Annotated in this window: 17 protein-coding genes and 1 pseudogene; 7 read left to right on the top strand and 11 right to left on the bottom strand. The window is 62.6% G+C overall.

The genetic code is table 11. The annotated features are described in order from the left end of the window. Positions 1-57 precede the first annotated feature (57 nt). The 7 genes and pseudogenes from E1809_RS22785 to E1809_RS22750 form a co-directional block, all read right to left on the bottom strand. A pseudogene (locus E1809_RS22785) lies at positions 58-1,054 on the bottom strand (Gfo/Idh/MocA family protein). A 193-nt stretch (positions 1,055-1,247) separates the two neighbouring features. Then, the gene (locus E1809_RS22775) at positions 1,248-2,141 is read right to left on the bottom strand and encodes a BKACE family enzyme (RefSeq protein WP_133206530.1); all 894 of its coding nucleotides are present in this window, start codon (positions 2,139-2,141) and stop codon (positions 1,248-1,250) included. A 45-nt stretch (positions 2,142-2,186) separates the two neighbouring features. Continuing rightward, entirely contained in the window at positions 2,187-2,951 is a 765-nt protein-coding gene (locus E1809_RS22770; RefSeq protein ID WP_133206529.1) for a haloacid dehalogenase type II, read from the bottom strand. Between the two features lie 46 nt (positions 2,952-2,997). Beyond that, a complete protein-coding gene (locus E1809_RS22765; RefSeq protein ID WP_133206528.1) occupies positions 2,998-3,852 on the bottom strand; it encodes an NAD-dependent epimerase/dehydratase family protein in 855 nt (284 codons plus the stop codon). Between the two features lie 40 nt (positions 3,853-3,892). Next, positions 3,893-4,861 carry an aldo/keto reductase gene (locus tag E1809_RS22760; RefSeq protein ID WP_133206527.1) on the bottom strand — a complete coding sequence of 323 codons (969 nt, stop codon included), beginning with the start codon at positions 4,859-4,861 and terminating at the stop codon, positions 3,893-3,895. 46 nt (positions 4,862-4,907) lie between these two features. After that, complete coding sequence (locus tag E1809_RS22755) at positions 4,908-5,792, bottom strand: NAD-dependent epimerase/dehydratase family protein (protein WP_133206526.1); 885 nt, start codon at positions 5,790-5,792, stop codon at positions 4,908-4,910. 57 nt (positions 5,793-5,849) lie between these two features. Further along, positions 5,850-6,686, bottom strand: coding sequence for an oxidoreductase (locus tag E1809_RS22750; RefSeq protein WP_215279656.1), 837 nt, complete (start codon positions 6,684-6,686; stop codon positions 5,850-5,852). Between the two features lie 167 nt (positions 6,687-6,853). Here E1809_RS22750 and E1809_RS22745 point away from each other — a divergent pair, with 167 nt between their 5' ends. Beyond that, the gene (locus E1809_RS22745; RefSeq protein WP_133206524.1) at positions 6,854-7,801 is read left to right on the top strand and encodes a helix-turn-helix transcriptional regulator; all 948 of its coding nucleotides are present in this window, start codon (positions 6,854-6,856) and stop codon (positions 7,799-7,801) included. A 573-nt stretch (positions 7,802-8,374) separates the two neighbouring features. Here the strand turns inward: E1809_RS22745 and E1809_RS22740 are convergent. Together E1809_RS22740 and E1809_RS22735 are read right to left on the bottom strand one after the other, a co-directional pair. Continuing rightward, entirely contained in the window at positions 8,375-8,977 is a 603-nt protein-coding gene (locus E1809_RS22740) for a hypothetical protein (protein ID WP_235835736.1), read from the bottom strand. A 160-nt stretch (positions 8,978-9,137) separates the two neighbouring features. Next, positions 9,138-9,521, bottom strand: a complete 384-nt coding sequence (locus E1809_RS22735) for a hypothetical protein (RefSeq protein WP_133206522.1) — start codon at positions 9,519-9,521, stop codon at positions 9,138-9,140. Between the two features lie 1,012 nt (positions 9,522-10,533). On the opposite strand from E1809_RS22735, the gene E1809_RS22730 reads away from it, so the two are divergent. After that, positions 10,534-10,755: a hypothetical protein gene (locus tag E1809_RS22730; protein ID WP_205754309.1), complete on the top strand. Its 222-nt coding sequence runs from the start codon at positions 10,534-10,536 to the stop codon at positions 10,753-10,755. Between the two features lie 650 nt (positions 10,756-11,405). Here the strand turns inward: E1809_RS22730 and E1809_RS22725 are convergent. Further along, on the bottom strand, positions 11,406-12,374 hold the full coding sequence (locus tag E1809_RS22725; protein ID WP_133206520.1) for an AraC family transcriptional regulator: 969 nt from the start codon (positions 12,372-12,374) through the stop codon (positions 11,406-11,408). A gap of 275 nt (positions 12,375-12,649) precedes the next feature. Between E1809_RS22725 and E1809_RS22720 the strand changes: the two genes are divergently transcribed. From E1809_RS22720 to E1809_RS22700, 5 genes are read left to right on the top strand one after another with little or no spacing between them, the layout of a single operon-like run. Then, positions 12,650-13,999 carry an ABC transporter substrate-binding protein gene (locus E1809_RS22720; RefSeq protein WP_133206519.1) on the top strand — a complete coding sequence of 450 codons (1,350 nt, stop codon included), beginning with the start codon at positions 12,650-12,652 and terminating at the stop codon, positions 13,997-13,999. A gap of 59 nt (positions 14,000-14,058) precedes the next feature. Next, positions 14,059-15,027: a carbohydrate ABC transporter permease gene (locus E1809_RS22715; protein WP_133206518.1), complete on the top strand. Its 969-nt coding sequence runs from the start codon at positions 14,059-14,061 to the stop codon at positions 15,025-15,027. Then, entirely contained in the window at positions 15,024-15,962 is a 939-nt protein-coding gene (locus tag E1809_RS22710; RefSeq protein ID WP_133206517.1) for a carbohydrate ABC transporter permease, read from the top strand. The genes E1809_RS22715 and E1809_RS22710 overlap by 4 nt, the downstream gene beginning before the upstream one ends. A 53-nt stretch (positions 15,963-16,015) precedes the next feature. Then, positions 16,016-17,095: an NAD(P)-dependent alcohol dehydrogenase gene (locus E1809_RS22705; RefSeq protein ID WP_133206516.1), complete on the top strand. Its 1,080-nt coding sequence runs from the start codon at positions 16,016-16,018 to the stop codon at positions 17,093-17,095. A 5-nt stretch (positions 17,096-17,100) separates the two neighbouring features. Further along, positions 17,101-18,060: a carbohydrate kinase family protein gene (locus E1809_RS22700; protein ID WP_133206515.1), complete on the top strand. Its 960-nt coding sequence runs from the start codon at positions 17,101-17,103 to the stop codon at positions 18,058-18,060. 186 nt (positions 18,061-18,246) lie between these two features. Here the strand turns inward: E1809_RS22700 and E1809_RS22695 are convergent, their stop codons facing one another. Beyond that, complete coding sequence (locus E1809_RS22695) at positions 18,247-19,122, bottom strand: nucleotidyl transferase AbiEii/AbiGii toxin family protein (RefSeq protein ID WP_165962461.1); 876 nt, start codon at positions 19,120-19,122, stop codon at positions 18,247-18,249. Positions 19,123-19,248 lie beyond the last annotated feature (126 nt).

Below are 19,248 nucleotides of genomic sequence, written 5' to 3'. Positions count from 1 at the left end.
TCACCATCAGGCTAGAGGCCCGCTGGCCGGCCGCGTTCGGGTTGACGGGCTGCGATGCTATTCCGCCGCATCGGCCTGGTAGCTGAGGCCGATCTGTCGGCGGATCTCGTCCATGGCCGCCATGACGGCGACGCTCTCGCTCGGGGGAAGGACGGTGCCGGCCGTGAGGCCGGCACCGATGAGTCCTTCCATCTCGGCCGCTTGGAACTGCATGCGCCGGCTATTGACAGGTTGGGCAAACCGCTCCAGAACGCTCCCGTCGCTGTCGAATCGGGTGAAGGTTGTGGCGCTGTACCAGGTTGGATCTATGTCGATCCACCCGTTGGTGCCGATGACAGAGGCCCGGTTGTTCCCTGCGGTATCCAGCGCGCAGTCCAGGAGGGCCTGCTGTCCCTGTGCATACTCAAAAATCACCGCTGTCTGGCGGTCCACGCCTGTTGAGGTCATTGATGCACTGGCGTGGATGCGTTCGGGGGAGCCAAGGATGTCAAAAGCGAAGGAGATCGGGTAGATTCCAAGATCCAGCAGTGCTCCACCGCCGAGGGCCTGGTCGTTCAGTCGGTGGGTCGGGTCCTTGGGCAGGTTCTGGTTGTGGCTCGCGATGACTTTTCGGATTTCCCCGAGTGTTCCTTCTTTGATGATTTCGCGGATGCGGGCCATGTGGGGTAGAAAGCGGCTCCACATGCCCTCCAGAACTACCAGCCTCTTGGCTTCGGCCAGCGCAACGAGGTCCTGCGCCTGTTCGGCATTGATAGTGAAGGGCTTTTCGACCAGGACGTGCTTGCCGGCATTCAAGGCGAGAAGCGCGTGGGCGTGATGGAACGTGTGGGGTGTGGCAACGTAGAGAACGTCCACATCCGGGTCAGCGGCTAGTGCTTCGTAGCTTTCGTGCACAGTGGGGATGCTGAACCTGGCGCTGAACGATTGGCCCGATTCATGACTGCGGGAACCTACGGCCTGGACGGTGTGACCGTTCTCGATCAGGGTCCTGTGTTTGGATGCCTGCGATGAATCCTGTGCCGAGGACTCCCCAGCAGATCGGTCGTTCAGGCATGCTGTCATGAGGAGAGGTGGTCACGATTTGTTTCCTTTGTCTGCGGTCATGGGTTTCGTTTTATGGCGAGCATTTTCGTTGAGATAGGCCCGGATGCTTTCGACGATGAACTGGTGGTCGGAGTCCGATGCAAGCCCCGACACAGTCACCGCGGCCACAATACCTGTGTCGACAACACGGGCGGGAGGGCTCGTCAAACACCAATAATCTCGCGGGCGTGTTCGATTGTTGCCACAGGGCGCCCCAAAGACTCAGCGATATTTACAATCCTCCGGACGAGCCCGCTGTTGTCCGGGTGCCCCAGCCGGGAGTAGGGGTTGTCGCCTAAGCCAATGCTGACATGGCCACCAAGAGTGATGGCCCACAAGGCCATCGCGAAACCGTCGCCGTCGCGTACGTGGATAGTCCAAGGGTCTCCCTGAGGAATTGCTTCGAGGAAGGTGTGAAGGTTAGCCAAGGTGGGAGGCGGGCCACCGGGAACCGAGTCGCCTGTGAAGCCGAACTGCCAGTACGCGCTTGACGCCAAGAGGCCTTTACGCTGCATGATCCGGGCCGTGCGAACAGCGCCGGCGCTCCACACCACGGACATGACCTTGATGGTGTTTTCGTGGATGGTGCCGAGCAATTCCTCCAGGTAGCCGGTGCGGTTCATGAGCACCCCATCAGTGCTCGCGAAGCCCATCTCGTCTTCAAGCCAAGTATCGGCAATGAACGCGCCGAAATCGACTGGAACGATGTCAATCTTGGTGGCCGGATTCGAATTCAATTCCAGGATGTGCCGGATTCGGGATTCCGCATTATTTTGTGTTCCGATGAAGCCGAGAGTGGGGTGAAGCAACACATCGGACTGACTTCGAATGCCCTCGACTACCTCGCGGTAGAGCGCGGTTTCTCCTGGCCGCTCGGCGCCATCAATATCGCGGGCATGCCAGTGGATCATTGACGCGCCAGCCTCCACAGCGGACAGGGCATCTGAAACCACCTCCTGTGGACCGTAAGGAATTGCGGGGTTGAGTTCCTTGCTGGCCATCTCGTTGCTGCGGATTTCGATGATGAGCGGTGTTTGTGTGGATGAAGAGTTATCCATTCCATTGGCCTTTCGAGTCAGGCGGTGCTGAGGTCATGTGACGGGCTATGCCGTGGCTGCAGGTTCGGCGCTTAGGCTTTGGGCCAGTTGGGTAAAGTCTTCGACGCAGATGTCCCAGTCGGATGCGGGCGCCAGGTCGGTCGTTTGTTCTGGGCCGTGTTCTGTTGCACGCCGGACGAATGCAGTCGCCATTCCGGTCTCGCGGGCGGCTTGGAGATCGTAATTGTGGGCGGCGGCAAGCATGATTTCTCCGGGATGAAGCCGCAGCAGGGCGGCTGCCCCGGTGTATGCCGCCGGATCCGGTTTGTAGACCTGCAGCAGGTCCATCCCGATGACGACATCCCAGGGGAGCCCGGCGCTCTTGGCCATGCTCACGAGCAGTGCCGTGTTGGCGTTCGACAACGGTCCCACGATGTAGCGCGCCTTCATCCGCTTGAGGCCTTCGACGCTGTCCGGCCATGCCGGCAGCCGTTCCCAGGCCCGGGTGAGTTCCAGAAGGTCATCATCGGGAAACTCTGACGGCGGGAGCCCCAGCTCAGCCAGTGCGGTCTTCAGGTTTTCAAAGTGCAGCTGGTCGAGCGGAACGTATCCCCGGTCCCCCGAACGGATTGGCGCCATCGACGGGTAATAGCGGGCGCGCCACGTGTCTGCGAGGTCGAAGGGCTCCATGGTCAGTCCGTGTTTGTCGGCGAACATCCTGGCTTCCCGGGCGACACCGGTACGCCAGTCGACGACCGTTCCGAACGTGTCAAACAAGATGGCCTTGACCTTGCGGCCGGTAGATGGTGAAACGAAAGTTGAATGATTCATGAGCTGCTTCTATCCCGGATCCGGAGCGAATGGAGTGTTGCGTCCCTCAGACGACGTCCCGCCAGGAGTGCTGGGGGGCGTACCCGAGGATTCTTTTGGCCTTCCCGCTGGACATCAGTGAGTCGTTGCCTTTGAGATCGTGTTTCAGTGGAACGGTGGGGAACCGCTGTGCTGCGAGTTCCGCAGACGGGCGGTTCATGACCGAATCGTCTGCGGCGATGTTGAAGGTGTCGAAGCCGATGGCGTCCCAGAGTAGGGCCTGCAGGACGGCGTGGGCGCCGTCCCGGTGGTCGATGTAGGCCCACAGGTTCCAGTCCCGGAGGGACAGGTCGCTGTCGAAGGACGGGAAGCGCTGGTAATCGGATTCGTCCATCACATTGGACAAGCGCAGGCCGACGATCTTAAGGGCCGGGTCCCAGCGGGTCATTTCGATTGCCATGGTTTCCTCGAGGTGCTTGACCAGTGAGTAGATCGATTCCGGCCGGGAGGCATATTCCTCGTCGACCGGAAGGTATGGGGGATCGGTCTTGAAGGGGAGCCCGAGAAGTGTCTCGCTGGAGGCGTAAACGATGTTCTTGATGCTGGCTCGCCTGGCCGCTTGGAAGACGTTGAATGTGACAGTCATGTTGTTGTGGAAGGTTTCGACGTCGCTGAGGTGACCTGCTCCGGGGACGGCCGCCAGGTGAACGAGCGCGTCGAAGCCCGAATGCCGTGAGTCGATGCCCAGCAGCGCGTCGAGGGTCTGTCCGTAGTCCGTAAAGTCGACTTTGCTGAATTTCTCGTTGCGTATCCGCGGTGGAGTGACGTCGAGGCTCATGACGTCGTACCCTTCGCGTGTCAGGAGGTCAACGACGGCGCGGCCTTGTTTGCCGGTGGCTCCGGTTACTGCGACTCTTTGCATTTCTTGCCTTTCAGGGTTGGGTCTGACGTGTTGGCTGGAATCAGAAGCCCGCGGGCCGGTGCGGGCGATAGGGCGCCTCCAGCACTTTGATTTCCTCATCTTCGAGGGCGACGCTGAGTGCTTGAATTGCGTCGTCAAGATGCTGCGCCTTGTTGGCTCCGATCAGTGGGGCAGTCACGGAGGGCCTGCTGAGAAGCCAGGCCAGGGCAACCTGGGCTCGTGGGATTCCCCGGGCTGCGGCCACGCTCCCCACCGCGTCGACGATTTCCTTGTCCCCGTCCTCGTAGAGTTCGAGCCCGAACTGGTCGACGCCGCTGCGCGGGGTTTCCGTGCCCCATTCGCGGGTCAGGCGCCCCCGGGCAAGGGGACTCCAGGGAATGACCCCTACGCCCTGGTCCGCGCACAGGGGGTGCATTTCTCTTTCTTCTTCCCGGTTGAGCAGGTTGTAGTGGTCCTGCATGGAGACGAACGGGGTCCAGCGGTTTGCTTTAGCGGTGTACTGGAGCTTGGAGAATTGCCAGGCGGACATCGATGAGGCCCCGAGGTAGCGGACTTTGCCGGACTTGACCAGGTCATGCAGGGCTTCGAGGGTTTCCTCGATCGGTGTGTCGGGGTCGAACCGGTGGATCTGGTAGAGGTCGATGTAGTCGGTGCCAAGGCGCCGGAGGCTGTGATCAGCGGCGGTGAAAATCGCCTTGCGGGACAGGCCCCGCATGTTCGGGCCCGTGCCAAACGCGCCGTGGACCTTCGTCGCTATAACGAGTTCCTCGCGTTGTCCGAAGTCTTGAAGCGCCCTGCCCAGAATCTCTTCACTGGTTCCGCTTGAATACGAGTTCGCGGTGTCGAAGAAGTTGATGCCGGCCTCGAGTGCCTGCCTGATGATCGGACGGCTCGCGGACTCGTCCAGCGTCCATTTGTGATCCCCGAGCCCGGGCTCGCCAAAGCTCATGCATCCGAGTGCAAGCCGGGACACTTTCAATCCAGTTGCTCCTAGGCGGAGGTATTGCATGTGTTTCCTTTCGTTGGTCTGTATCGGTCTGATGCGCCCGGATTTCTTAGACGTGCTCCCGCCAGCTGTGCCTGGGGGTGAACCCAAGCTTTTCCTTGGCAGCATCCGTGTTGAGCAGGCTCTCAAACTCCGTCAGCTCGCGTTTCACGTCGACGTCCGGAAAGCGGGCGGCAATGAGGTCTTTGGTGGGGATGGGCATTGCGGTGTCGTCAGCAACGATGAGGAACGTCTCGAAGCCCCGGGGTGTGTAGTGGAGCGCCTTTTCAATCGCCCGGGCGGCATCCCGGTTGTCTATGTAGGCCCAGAGGTCCCAGATGCGGAAATCGATGTCATTGGCGAAGGAGGGGTACTCGGCGTATTCCTCGACGTTCTGAACGTAGGAGAACCGCAGTGCAGTAACCCGGAGTTCCGGATCGTTCTTGGCAAACTCCGCCGCCATGACCTCTGCGAGGACCTTCGAAAGCCCGTAGGCGTTTCTGCCGCGGAGCGGGGCATCCTCATCGAGGGGCAGGTAGGGGAGGTCCGTGGAGAAGGGAACTCCGAGTGTGGTCTCGCTGGAGGCGTACACGATGTCCTTGAGCCCGAGCCTGCGGCATGCTTCAAAGACGTTGTACGCGCTCACCACGTTGTTCCGGAATGTCTCAGCGTTGCTGTGCATCCTCGGGTGCGGTATCGCGGCCAGGTGGACGACGACGTCGAACGCCTTGTCCGTGGTGTCGCCCAGAATATCCCAGCCGACCGATCCCAGGACATCGACGGTCTGCCCGTAATCCGTCAAGTCGGCGACAAGTGAAATGATCTTCTTGTTGCGCGCAGGCGCCAGGTCTACGCCAACGACTTCATGTCCGGCGGCCAGCAGATGTTCTACCGCCACGTCACCCAGCTTGCCGTTGACTCCGGTGACGAGGACGCGGAGTTTCTTCTTTTCCATTCTTCATGTTCCTTTCGACGATCTTCGGTTTCGGGCGTGGAGCCTGGCCGGGGCAGATTAGAAGTCGGCGGACGTTGTGAGCTCCTCCCACCGCCTGAACTCGGTTTCGAGGCTTTTCAGATGGTCGAGGGCCAGTTCGAGGGCAGGAGTGCCGAGGAGGAGGCGGCGCGGCGGTGACGGTGCTTTAAGGGCGGTGACGATTGCCACCGCTGCCTTCCGGGGGTCTCCGGGCTCTTTACCGGTTTCCTGTCGGAAGGCCGCCCGCTGCGCTCCTGCCGTGTCGGCGTAGTCGGCGATTTCCCTCTCAGGGAGCGTTTCGGCGGCGGACCTGCCGGCCCAGTCGGTTCGGAAGGGACCGGGCTCGACGAGCATCGTTTTCAGTCCGAGGGGTGCGATCTCGTGGTGGAGGGCTTCCGTAAGACCTTCAACGGCAAACTTTGTTGCACTGTAGTAGCCGACGGCGGGAAAGGATCTCAGTCCACCGATCGAGCTGAAGTTGACTATGGCCCCTGATCGCCGGGCACGCATGCCGGGAAGGACTTTTCGGGTCAGGTCTGACAGCCCAAAGACATTGATTTCGAAGATCTGCCTGATGGCTTCTTCCGTTGCCTCCTCGACAGCCGAGAAGTAGCCAATGCCGGCGTTGTTCACCAGCACATCAATGCCTGCATCATCAAAGGCGCGCTCTGCGGCGTCAACTGCACGGGCGATCTGATCGGGCCGGGTCAGATCCAGCTGGACCGGCACTGCCCGGTCGCCTCCGGCAGAAACAAGATCCTTGACGTGGTCTATGTTCCGGGCTGTCGCAACAACCCGGTCTCCGTCCGCCAGTACGGCCTTGACGAGTTCGCGGCCGAAGCCGGTCGATGTGCCGGTAATGAGCCATGTTTTCAAGGCGTTCTCCTTCGCTATGTGAGGTGGCACTGGCCACCCTGTCCTTTCCATGGTTGCGTTCAGAACCCCGGACCTTCCAGCTGGAAGGAGGGCCGGGTTTTGCCTAGGCATTTTTGGCCCCCCCTTGGAAGGCTGCAGGCTGCGGCCGGGGGGTGGACAATTGCGGTGTGGACCGTCATTCAGAACTCAGCGCATTCCTTCGACTCAAGCGGGCGTCGATCCAGCCGGGCGACGCAGGCATTGGGAGCTGGGGACGTCGGCGGGTCAGCGGGCTCCGTCGTGAGGAGGTGGCACAGCTCTCGGGGGTCAGCACCGACTACTACCGTCGGCTGGAGCAAGGAAAGCTGCCCTCGGTGTCCGAATCGGTCTTGGGCACAATCGCAGGCGCCTTGCAGCTGGATCAGGCTGAGCGCGATTATCTTTTCAATCTGGCCAGACCCAGGGAGGGACACCGCAGCGATAAGGCCGCGGTCCGAAGGCAGAGTGTCCGCCCTGAGTTTGGCAAGATGATGGCCGCCATGGTTGACCAGCCGGCGTTTGTCCTTGGTCGCCGGATGGATTTTCTGGCCGGCAACCCGCTCGCTCTTGCCTTGTTGACCGATTTTTCCGCGATGCCGGAAGAGGAACAGAACATGGTTCGGTGGATGATCCTTGATCCATCGGCACGCACCTTGTATGAGGAGTGGGCGAGCGTCGCGGAGGAAATGGTGGGAGTCCTGCGGGCCGATGCGGCCCGTTTTCCGGATGACGTCCAGACAGCGCGCCTCGTGGGCGAGCTTGCCATGAAGAGTGAGGAATTCCGCATCTGGTGGGCCGACCGGAAGGTGCATGAACGCACTTCGGGGTCCAAGAGCTTCATGCATCCTGTGGTGGGAGGGCTGGAGATTGACTACGAAGCGCTGAACAGTGCGGCAGATCCGGACCAGGTTCTGTTTATTTATACGGCCAGGAACGCGGCTTCCCTGGAACGACTCCGGCTCCTTTCCAGCTGGAGCGCCGACGCTGTCGGCCCCGCGCGGTACGGGCCGGGACCGCAAGAACTTTACGGGAGCGAGCCCGGAACGGGGTCTTCCGCTGCCGGCGTCGAACGGAAAGCGGTGGGCAGGGCCGAATGACCAATGCAGCACAGGGCACCTTGCGGCACTAGACGGCTCCCTTGGGTAGCCGACATCAGCTTGGGAGTTTCACGACGGCAAGGAACCGCCACCTCGATGGCGGCCGTTCGGTTTTCGGCGTCGTTCTGATAGCGGAGCCACCGCTGGGACTAGGGGCCGGAGTGCAACTTGGGGTACCGGGAGCGGTCCAAAAGTTCGCGAGGAAACAAGCGACGGAGGAGCGCCGAGCGAAGTTTTGGATGGCGAGCGGCGCGCGTAGCGCCCTGGTTGCGCGGAGGTCCTGCCCAGCGACGATCGAAGATCAGAATGACAAACAGCGATTATTCTTCTGGCTGTCGACGGTTCCATAGAGGCGGCGGTCGAGGAGGACGAGGGCAAAGAGGATGCATCCGAGGGCGAAGGCAGAGCGAAAGGCCGGTCCTCACATGTTGGGAAGATTTTTTGTGGCACACCCGTGCTATATCGAGGCAGATCCACATGATGACTGGTTCGTGAGGGCTTCGGCGGCGAGTTCCGCGTCGTCGGTGGAGCTGCTACGGGCGTGGGCACGTAGTGCCAGTTCGTCGCCGAGGGCTAGCGGCAGTCCAGTCCGTACATGGCCAGGACGTAGTTCAGGTCCGGGTCGTTGCGGTGGATTTCGGTTTCGTCCAGTACGGTGACCGGGTCGGTGCCCAGGGCGTTGTCTTTGCGGCGCATCCAGTAGGCCCAGCAGATGCCGCCGCCGTTTTTCGAATGTGCGCGGACTCCGGCGGCGTAGTTTCCGTCGTCAAGGACCTGTTCCCGCAACCATTGGGCGATGTGTGTTGTTGCTTCGCGGTCCTCGACGGCCAGCGTTGCCAGCGTGATGACTCCTGTGCCGAAGGTGTCCGCGAGCTGTTCGCCGAGGTGGCGGTTCAAGGCGGCGATCGATTCGGCCGCGGTGAGGTCGATCCACCGCCGGGGCTCGGTGACGTGCAGCCTGTACATCAGGCGTCCGTCGCGCCAGCTGGCCGGCAGCCAACCTGGGACCATGTTCCCGTTCCTGGTCCAGTCGTCCTGGACCATCTTGCTGACTTCCTCCACCGGCACGTCGAATTGCCGGGCGGCGAAGGCAATGGCGTTGCGGAAGTCGTTGGCCACCCGCGCCACCGCGAGGGTCTCGGCATAGGCCGTCCTCCTGTCACCGGCCAGGTACACGGTGGATCCCGGGGTGTCGAAACGTGACCATGAGGACCTGTCGGGGGATCCGGTGGTGCGTGGCAGCGGATTCAGCGGGGGCCGTAGGAGGATTTCGCGATTCTGTAACCGCGGACGGGCCCGTCCACGAAGGCCAGGCCCGTGGCGGAGCAGACCTGGGTCAGGCGGTGAACCTGTCCTCGGTCATGGCTACGGCCGCGCCCATGACGTCTTTGGCGCGCATGTCCCGGATCGCCTCGATCGGGGACACCTCACCCAGCCAAGGGTTCGCGCCGACAAACCAGAGCCGGGCCACGTGTTCGCCTTCCACACTTGCGACGGCGGTCCAGGCGCGGTGTGCCAATTGCAGCCGGGCTTGGGCTTCGGCCCGTGGTTCGGGTCCGGCCGTGCGGGCCCAGCGGTAGCTGATCTTCGGGTCCTTGCTGCCGGCCAGTGCGGCGACCAGCGTCGCCCCCAAGGCACTGTTGAGCTGCCGGACGATCTCACGGATGCCCAGACGGGCGGTTCCGCCGTGGGCGGCTCCGACGTCGATTGAAATGCTCACAGTTTCACGCTCCTTCGACATCCATCCTAACGGAACATACATGAAATCCAACCAAAAAAGCACGAAAAAAACACCAACTTGAACCAAGTAGCTTCGCGAAAGTCGCACTGTGGCGAGTAACCCTGTTCGGGACAACCGGACTTCCCAAGTGGCCCGTATTCACGATCGCGGGAATCGCGCTGGCTTTTTCCATCGGTTTCTCCACAGATGGGAAACGGAAGCAGAGAGAGCTGGTGCCCATTCATCAACCGCAGATTCGCGGAACAGTTCACAGCCCACATTGAGTATGACTATCCCGAAGACGTGGACATCTTGATGGTCATACGATCCATCGCCGTCCGAAGAGATGACGGCTCCGTCCTCCTCTTGGGCGTGAACGGTCTAAGGATGCCTTCAACGTATTTCCCGTGACCTGAGACCAGCGACATGCCGATCCAGACTGTTTGCGGCGACTGCAACACTTAGCGGGTGGGTGTTGCCGGGGGGTATACGGGAATTCCGTGGGGGAGGAATTACGCGGATCTGAACGGTCGCTCAAGGCTGCCGGGAGGCGTCCGGCGGACAGCCGTCTTACCGGGCGCACCGGAACGAAGCTACCGACCCCGGCCACGCGCCTGTTACTGTGAACCATCGCTGACGCGAGGGGGATGGCATGCAGCTACGCGGCGCCGCTGGGCTGGGCCGTCATCACGCTCAGTCTGTCCGGCTGCGCGCCCTTGGTGCCTATCGTCCAACACGGGCCCGCACCGACCCCCCAGCCCAAGTTCGACAGGGCCTTCGGGCAAGATCCCCGTGACCGGTCTGCCATCCGCTCAGTTCTGCGAGAACGCCGGCACCTATCTGTCCAAGTTCCCCGACCTCCCGTTGTGCCGGCCACACCCGGAGATTGCAGGACGCCGCGGGCACTCTCAGCTGCTACAGCAACGACGGTGACCCCTACTGTCCGCGTGTCACCTTGGAGGCGCAGACTTTGAAAACGACGAGGACCGGGCTGTCTTCACCGAACAATGCGATGGCGGAAAGCTGGGACGGCACAGCCAAGATCAACGCTGACTGGACCCAGAACCGTCATTGGTCTGAGTGGATAGCGGCACATGACAGCTCCTTCAGCGAGGCTATACTCTGCACCCAGGACAAGATCTACACGGCGTCGGTGACGTACGTCCCCGGTGCCACCGCCGACGATGCCCCTGGCCACCATCATGGCCGCCGTCGACTGATCCGGCATCGATAGCGACAGGCCCGTCCCTCTGGCGCCGCCGTCAGGCGATGCGGTTGGATGGTGTGCAGGCTTGAAACGTCGATAACCCCAGCCTCCGCGGAAGCGCAGAGCCCAATTGCCCAATTGCTAACCAGATCCGGGGGAATGGCGCCCGTTGTTGGCTTGAAGGGATTCTGCGAGGAACCTCCACAGGTAAAAGCGGAACCTCCACAGGTAAAAGTAGGTGAAACTGGTGAAACCGGTGAAACTTCCGCCAGCCGACCAAACCCATGGCCCTCAACTGGCGGACAGTAGAGGTATTTGGGATTCAGGCCGGCCGATCTCGTCTTTGACGAGGGCCGGGCGTCCAGATAAGTCCTTGTCCTGCGCTTTCTCATGTGGTCCTGAGGGCTAGCCAAAGTCATGCGGCAGCACCGTTGCCCGACCGGCTCGTCCCTTCCTGGCAGGTGGCAGTGGCCGAACTGCCCGCAGCCCCCTGGAAGCACAAATTGTGGAGCAAAATGCCGCGGCCAAGACGATGCTGGAGCTACGACGAGGCGAAGTCGGACCAGCTGACCCGGTGATCCCCGCACTGCCCGGAACACCGTCCCCCGCCTCCGGACAGGAGGCGGCCTAACCTGGGCGCACCCGATGCCGGACTTGCCTGACCAAGCCGTGCGCAGTTAATTCAGCGCGGCCTCTCGGGCGGGCTCACGCTGGGCGTTCCGGTAGGCCCGCGGTGTGACTCCTGTGTCGTTGAGGAAGTGCCGGTTGAAGTTTGACAGGTTTGAGAAGCCCACTTCGTAGCAGATGTCGGAGATGGGTTTGTCGCTGCGTTCCAGCAGGCGCCGTGCGTGGGCCAGCCGGAGTTTGCGCACGAGGTCGCTGAAGTTCTGGCCGGTGGAGCGTTTGAAGTATTTGGAGAATGTGGGCTCGGCCATTCCCACGAGCGCCGCGGCCTCGGACATCTTGATGCTTCCGGCGTGGTTGCTGAAGACGTATTCGAGGACGATGTCGACTACGGCGGCGGCCTGACCGTCCAGTTGAGGTCTGAACCATTCGTCGGCGAGGTAGCGGCGTTCTTCCTGTGGTGCCCGCGCGAGGATCGCAAATAGTTCGAAAAGGTGATGTAGCCGCTCCAGTCCGGTAGATGCGCCCATCGCTTCGATCGACGCCGCTGCCGTTTCTGCCGTCCTTCCCAGGAATTCGATACCGCGTGCGGACTGTTCCAACAGGGGATCGACTTCGGCCAGTTCCGGAATCATGGCGGCTGCTTGCCGGACCCATTTTCCGTCGAACTGAATAACCGCGTCCCGGTTCCTCAGCACTTCTCCGGGTTCAAGATCGCTGACCCAGTCATGCGGCAGCCCAGAGCCGACTAGCGACACCTGCCCGGCCTCGAAGGTGCCGATATGGTCTCCCACGATGAATTTGCCGGTGCCCTTGCGAATCAGGTGGATCTCAAATTCGGGATGGTAGTTCCAGCGCGCCAACGGGCTTGGATAATCATGCTCGTTCCAACGGACTGAATGGTTCGGGTCTGCTGGAATGACCTCCCTGTTTGCGCGCATGCCCAGAAACCGTTCGGCAAGCCTGGCCGCTGCGTCATTGCCCGGTTCCACTGCGCTCTCGCCAGCGTCCAGCCCATTCATAGTGTTTCTCCATGCGTTCGACTTTTATGAAATCTGGAAGCTCCCTTGGCCGCCTTCTCTCAGATTAGCTTCCAGTCGGCAACCCATCAGGAAAATTTGTATCAGAAATTAGCAACGGAGGCGCTAGTTGTGCCCTGTCCCACACGCCTAATCTTGAGGAACCAAGCGCGGCACATCGGATTCCCCGATCTCAGGCCTCGCTCCAGTCCAGCACCTCGACACGGCAGCCGAGGTGTGGTGATTGTGCACCCCCTTGAAGAACAAAGGAGTCCTTAATGCGCCCGAAAATACGTGTGGCCTCACTCGCCGCCGGCGCCCTGTGCATCGCGCTTTCCGCCTCGGCCTGTTCAGGTGCCGGTGGCGGCACCGCCGCTGGCGACCAGAACAGCATCAACGTCCTGATGGTCAACAACCCCCAGATGGAGGACCTGCAGAAGCTCACGGCAGATAACTTCACCAAGGAAACCGGCATCAAGGTCAACTACACCGTGCTTCCGGAGAACGACGTCCGGGCGAAGATCAGCCAGGAGTTCTCCAGCCAGGCAGGGCAATACGACGTCGCGTCCCTGTCCAATTACGAAATCCCGTTCTACTCCGCGAACGGCTGGCTCGCGCCGCTGGACAACGTGGCCAAGGATGCCTCGTTCAACCAGGCGGACATTCTTCCGGCCTACACGGCGTCCCTGACCGGCAAGGACGGCAAGCTGTACGGCGAACCGTTCTACGGTGAATCCTCGTTCCTGATGTACCGGAAGGACATTTTCGCGGCCAAGGGCCTGACCATGCCGGAGAAGCCCACCTGGGACCAGGTCGCGGACCTTGCGGCCAAGGTTGACGGCGCCGCCCCGGGCATGAAAGGCATCTGCCTGCGCGGCCAGCCCGGCTGGGGCCAGGTCTTCGCCCCGCTGACCACCGTGGTCAACACCTTCGGCGGCACCTGGTTCGACAAGGACTGGAACGCCAAGGTCAACGCCCCCGAATTCACCGCCGCCACCCAGTTCTACGTCGACCTGGTCCGCGCCCACGGTGAAGCCGGTGCCGCGCAGGCCGGGTTCACCGAATGCCTGAACAACATGAGCCAAAGCAAAACAGCCATGTGGTACGACGCCACCTCCGCCGCAGGTTCCCTGGAAGCTGCGGACTCGCCGGTCAAGGGCAAGATCGGCTACGTCCAGGCCCCCGTGAAGGAAACCAAATCCTCCGGCTGGCTCTGGACCTGGTCCTGGGGCGTGCAGGCCGCGTCAAAGAAGCAAGACGCTGCGAGCAAGTTCATCGCCTGGGCCAGCTCCAAGAAGTACGAAGAACTGGTGGCGTCAAAGCTGGGCTGGGCCAAGGTTCCGTCCGGGAAACGCATCTCAACCTATGAGAACGCCGACTTCCAGAAGGCCGCACCGTTCTTCCAGGCCGAACGCACCGCTATTGAAAACGCCGATCCGAAGAACCCCGGGGTCCAGCCACGCCCGGTGGTGGGCATCCAGTTCGTCGGCATTCCCGAGTTCGCCGACCTGGGCACCACTGTCTCCCAAGGCGTCAGCTCCGCCATTGCCGGCCAGGGCTCCGTCGCTGATGCGCTGGCCAAGGGTCAGGATGCCGCACAAAAAATCGGCGACAAGTACAAGAAGTAGCAACACCTACCACCCGGTGCTGTGTCCCGCCGCAGGGACACAGCACCGCAGGAGATCCAATGACTACAGCAACAGCGCGCGTCTCCCGTCCCGGGCACAGCGCACCCAAACCTTCCACGAATGCCAGGGCCCGTGAACGCGCCCTGGCCTGGGCCCGGCGTGCGCCGCTGCTGCCAGCCCTGATCTTCCTCATCATCGTCACCCAGCTCCCGTTCGTGGTCACCCTGATCATCTCGTTCCTGAACTGGAACAGCCTCCGCCCGGACCAGACCGGATTCGCAGGCTTCGGCAACTACGTCCAGGTCCTCACCGACCCCGACCTGCGCCAGGCGATCTTCACGACCATCATCCTCACGGTCTCGGTAGTCCTGGCGAGCCTTGCCATCGGGCTAGGTCTGGCGTTGCTGCTGGACAAGAAGTTCATCGGCCGAGGTCTGGCCAGGACCCTCCTGATCGCACCGTTCCTGGTGGTCCCGGTGGCCGCAGCCCTGATCTGGAAGCACGCCCTGCTGAACCCCACCTATGGGTTGATCAACGGAATCCTGACCTGGGTCTGGTCGCTCTTCGGCAGCAACACCCCGCCCCAGCCGGACCTGCTCTCCCAGGCCCCGCTGGCGGCCGTCGTCGTGTCCTTGGTCTGGCAGTGGACCCCGTTCATGATGCTCATCCTGCTCGCCGGCCTGCAGTCCCGGCCCATGGACACCGTCGAAGCAGCGCAGATGGATGGAGCCAGCAGCTGGGACATCTTCCGCCACCTCACGCTCCCGCACCTGCGCCAGTACATGGAACTTGGCGGACTTCTCGGCGCCATCTACATCGTGCAGAACTTCGACGCCGTCTTCACCCTCACCTCCGGGGGCCTGGGCACCGCCAACCTGCCCTACGCGATCTACCAGACGTTCTACTTCGCCAACGAATACGGCCTGGCGTCCGCCGCCGGCGTCGTGGTGGTCATCGGGACCATCATCGTGGCCACCTTCGCCCTCCGCACCGTCTTTTCGCTCTTCAAGAAGGAGGCAGCACGATGAGCACCCTCACTCCTGCCGCGCGCCGCAACACAACACACAACCGCACAGCTTTCGACGGCGGGCCGCGCCGCGGCAGATTCGGACAGTTCGGCGGGGCCAAGTCCCGCATGGACCCCACCCGCAACAACACCGCGGCCGGACTCGCGGCCTGGCTGCTGGCCCTGCTCTTCGCCTCCCCGGTCCTGTGGATGGTGCTCACCTCCTTCCACTCCGAAACGGACGCGGCCACCAACCCGCCGTCCGTCGCCGCCAACCTCACCCTGGACGCTTACAAGGAATTCTTCGGAGCCAGTTCCGGGGTCAGCCCGTGGCCGCCGATGATCAACTCGGCCACGGCGTCGATCTTCTCCACCGTGCTCGTCCTGGTCCTGGCGATCCCGGCCGCCTACGCGCTCTCCATCCGGCCCGTGAAGAAGTGGACCGACGTCCTGTTCTTCTTCCTCTCCACCAAAATGATGCCGGTGGTCGCCGCGATCCTGCCCCTGTTCCTCTTCGCGAAGACTGCCGGGGTCCTGGACAACATCTGGTTCCTGATTCTCATGTACACGTCCATGAACCTGCCGATCGCCGTGTGGATGATGCGCTCCTTCCTCGCCGAAGTCCCCGTGGAAATGCTTGAAGCGGCACAGATCGACGGCGCCGGCCTGCTGCTGACCCTCCGTAAGATCATCGCTCCTGTAGCGATGCCCGGCATCGCCGCCACGGCATTGATCTGCTTCATCTTCTCCTGGAACGAACTCCTCCTGGCCCGGGTCCTCACCGGCGTCGTCGCCGGCACCGCGCCCGTGTTCCTCACCGGCTTCGTTTCCAGCCAGGGCCTGTTCCTCGCGAAAGTCTGCGCGGCCGCCGTCGTGATCTCCCTCCCGGTGCTGTTCGCCGGCTTCGCAGCCCAGGACAAACTCGTCCAAGGCCTCTCCCTGGGCGCCGTCAAGTAACTGCGCCGTCAAATAGACCGCCCTCCCTCTTCGATTTCCCAAGGACTACTCCCATGACAACACCAACCGCACAGTCCCACACGCCCGCACAGCCCCACACCCTCGTGCAGCCAGAACTCCCGTCCACCATGCGCGCCTGCATCCTCCAGCGCCAGGGCGACATGACCCTGGAAACCCTTTCCTTGCCGGAACTTGACCCCGACCAGGTCCTCGTGCAGGTCGCCGCCGTCGGCGTCTGCGGCAGCGACGTCCACTACTACGAACACGGCCGGATCGGCGACTACGTCGTTGACCACCCCCTGATCCTCGGCCACGAACTCTCCGGCCGGATCGCCGCCGTAGGAAGCGCCGTGGACCCCGCCCGCGTAGGGAACCGCGTCGCCGTCGAACCCCAGCGGCCGTGCCGTAAGTGCAAGCAATGCAAAGCCGGCCGCTACAACCTTTGCCCGGACATCGAGTTCTACGCCACCCCGCCGATCGACGGAGCCTTCGCCGAATACGTCACCATCCAGGCCGACTTCGCCTACGACATCCCGGACAACGTCAGCGACGAGGCAGCAGCCCTCATCGAACCGCTCTCCGTCGGGCTCTGGGCCTGCGAACGCGCCGACATCAAGCCCGGCAGCCGCGTACTGATCGCTGGCGCCGGCCCGATCGGCATCATCGCCGCCCAGGCCGCCCGCGCCTTCGGCGCCACCGACATCTACATCACAGACATCGCCGAGGACCGCCTGGCCTTTGCCCTCGAACACGGCGCAACGCATGCGCTCAATGCGAAGACGGACAGCGTGGAAGGGCTCGACGTCGATGCCTTCATTGACGCCTCAGGCGCACCGCAGGCGGTCCGTTCCGGGATCAAAGCCGTGGGACCGGCCGGCAGGGTGATCCTGGTAGGGCTCGGGGCCGACGACGTCGAACTCCCCGTGTCGTACATCCAGAACCGGGAGATCTGGCTCTCCGGTGTGTTCCGCTACACCAACACCTGGCCCCTGGCCATCCAACTGATCGCCGACGGCAAGGTGGACCTGGATGTCCTGGTCACCGGTCGCTTCGCGCTGGCCGAGGCAGAAGAAGCGCTCAAAGCCGGCAAGCAGCCCGGACAGCTCAAAGCCGTCGTCTACCCGGGCCGCTGAGAAGAATGGCACAAGAAACCACGGTGACCGTCATCGGCGAATCCCTCGTCGATGTCATAAGTGACCCTCGCGGGCGGACAGGGAGCCGGGCCCACCCGGGTGGCAGTCCGCTCAACGTAGCTGTCGGGGCCGCCCGCCTGGGCCTGAGGACGAGCCTCGTGACGCACTACTCCGATGACCCCTATGGGCTCATGATTGAAGAACACCTGCAGTCCAATCGTGTGGACGTGATCAACGGCGGATCCGCACCGACGTCGACGGCCTTGGCCACGCTGGGGCCCGACGGTGGCGCGGAATACACGTTCTCTATCACCTGGGACATCAACGGGGCGTGCTTGCCGGCCCTCGCCGCAGGCGAGGGTTCAACCCACGTCCACACAGGTTCGATCGCTACCGTGCTTCCGCCCGGCGATCAGATGACCCTCGCCCTCGTGAAATCCGCCCGCGGGCAGGCGACCATCAGCTTTGATCCCAACTGCCGGCCAGCAATCAGCCCCGATGCGGCCGCGGCGCGCCAAGCCGCGGAAGTGTTCGTGGCCGCCAGCGACATCGTCAAAGCCAGCGACGAAGACCTCCGTTGGCTCTACCCGCACCGGACCCTGGACGAGACCCTGGAGGCGTGGCTGGCACTAGGCCCGGCAGTCGTGGCCCTAACCCGCGGAGCCTCCGGCCCGGTGGTCCTGTCCCGAAACGCACGGGTGGACATGGCTGCCGAAGCCATTGTCGTGGCCGACACCGTGGGCGCCGGGGACTCCTTCATGGCAGGGCTGATCTGCGGGCTCGCGCAGTTGGATGCCCTTGGGGCAGGTCGCAGAACGCGACTGAAGAACCTAACGCGCGATGAATTACGCGCCTTGGCCGCCTACGCCAACCGCGCCGCTGCGATCACCTGCTCCCGGCAAGGAGCAAATCCTCCCCGGAAAGACGAACTCGGTCCACTGTCCGTGCCATCCCCGGCCCCATAACTTTCGCTCCGAAGCCTTCGACTTTCGATGCCATGCAGGCGGTCTTCGACTCGTTTTGTCTTGGACGACCTGAATGGCGACGTCCCACGGACTGGGCCGCCGACCGTGAGAGCTGGAAGCCTGGGTCGACGACGGCACTCTGTATCTTCGCGTGACTGATAGTCCCCGTGTCGTCCTTGGAGAGGTCTATGACCAGGACCGCGCGTCGGGGCTCCACCGGTGGTGGTCTTCGACGGAACCGTCGAACACGGGTTCAATGAATGTCAGTACACGTTCAACCTGCGCATCGAGGTTCGGCTCGCAGAGGTCTTCCACTTTGAGCTTTCTGCGCCATGCAGCCCACTTGGCCTGTCCGGTCGCACCGTAGCCGTCCATAAGGGTTCGGAGCGGCCCGAGTTCGGCTCCACGGTGCGCGGCCACCTGCGCCGCCGCTTCTCTGAGGTCAGCGGCGTCGAACTGGAACCGGTCGGACAGGACTGCCACGTCCAGCAGGTCTCGCCACCGCGTGCTGGTGGTGCCGCGCTGGAGCATAGTGACGGTCTTCTCGGCGATCACTGTCACCAGGGGGTGGCCCTTCATCCTCACCGTTCCGCCGAGCAGCGACGGCAGTTCGATCTGCTCGGGTTCGGGCCAAATGGGGTCGCCGGTGCTGATGTCGAGTTTGATGGTAATTCTTGCCCGGCCCAGGACTGCGGGCAGTGAGACTCGCAGTCCGGTGTACTCGTCTTCGTCGCGGATCTGTTCGATCTGCATGGACGCATGGTCGAATACCAGGCCGTCGTCGACGACGACGTCGCAGACGGCTTTCACCACTTCGGTGACGTGATCGACGTCGAGTTGGAAATCGAGTGCCTGCATGTCGACGTCACGGGTCGGGCGGCGCAGCGCGTGGGCGGACAGCAGGACGCCACCTTTGAGGCAGAAGTCCTCTGCAAATGGCGAGCCTGCCAGGCGCGCCAGGAAGCGTTCGAGACCGTAAAGGGTGAAGATCTCGTCGGCGGGGCGCTTTCGGTCCCGTGCAACCCTCTGAAGCTTCAGGTAAACGGTCGCAGCTGCCGTCACAGGAGGATCTCCAATGCCTGGCGGAGCGGACCCTTGGAGCGGGGGACCGACGATGCGATCTCCATAAGCAGTGCCGGCTGGGATCCTGGGCGCTTGAGCCAGTTGCGAAGCGCTTCGATTCCCGTT

The sequence above is a fragment of the Arthrobacter terricola genome (assembly GCF_004354015.1).
GTDB lineage: Bacteria > Actinomycetota > Actinomycetes > Actinomycetales > Micrococcaceae > Arthrobacter > Arthrobacter terricola.
Note: the sequence above shows the minus strand (reverse complement) of the source record. Positions and strands in the feature narration are given on the sequence as shown.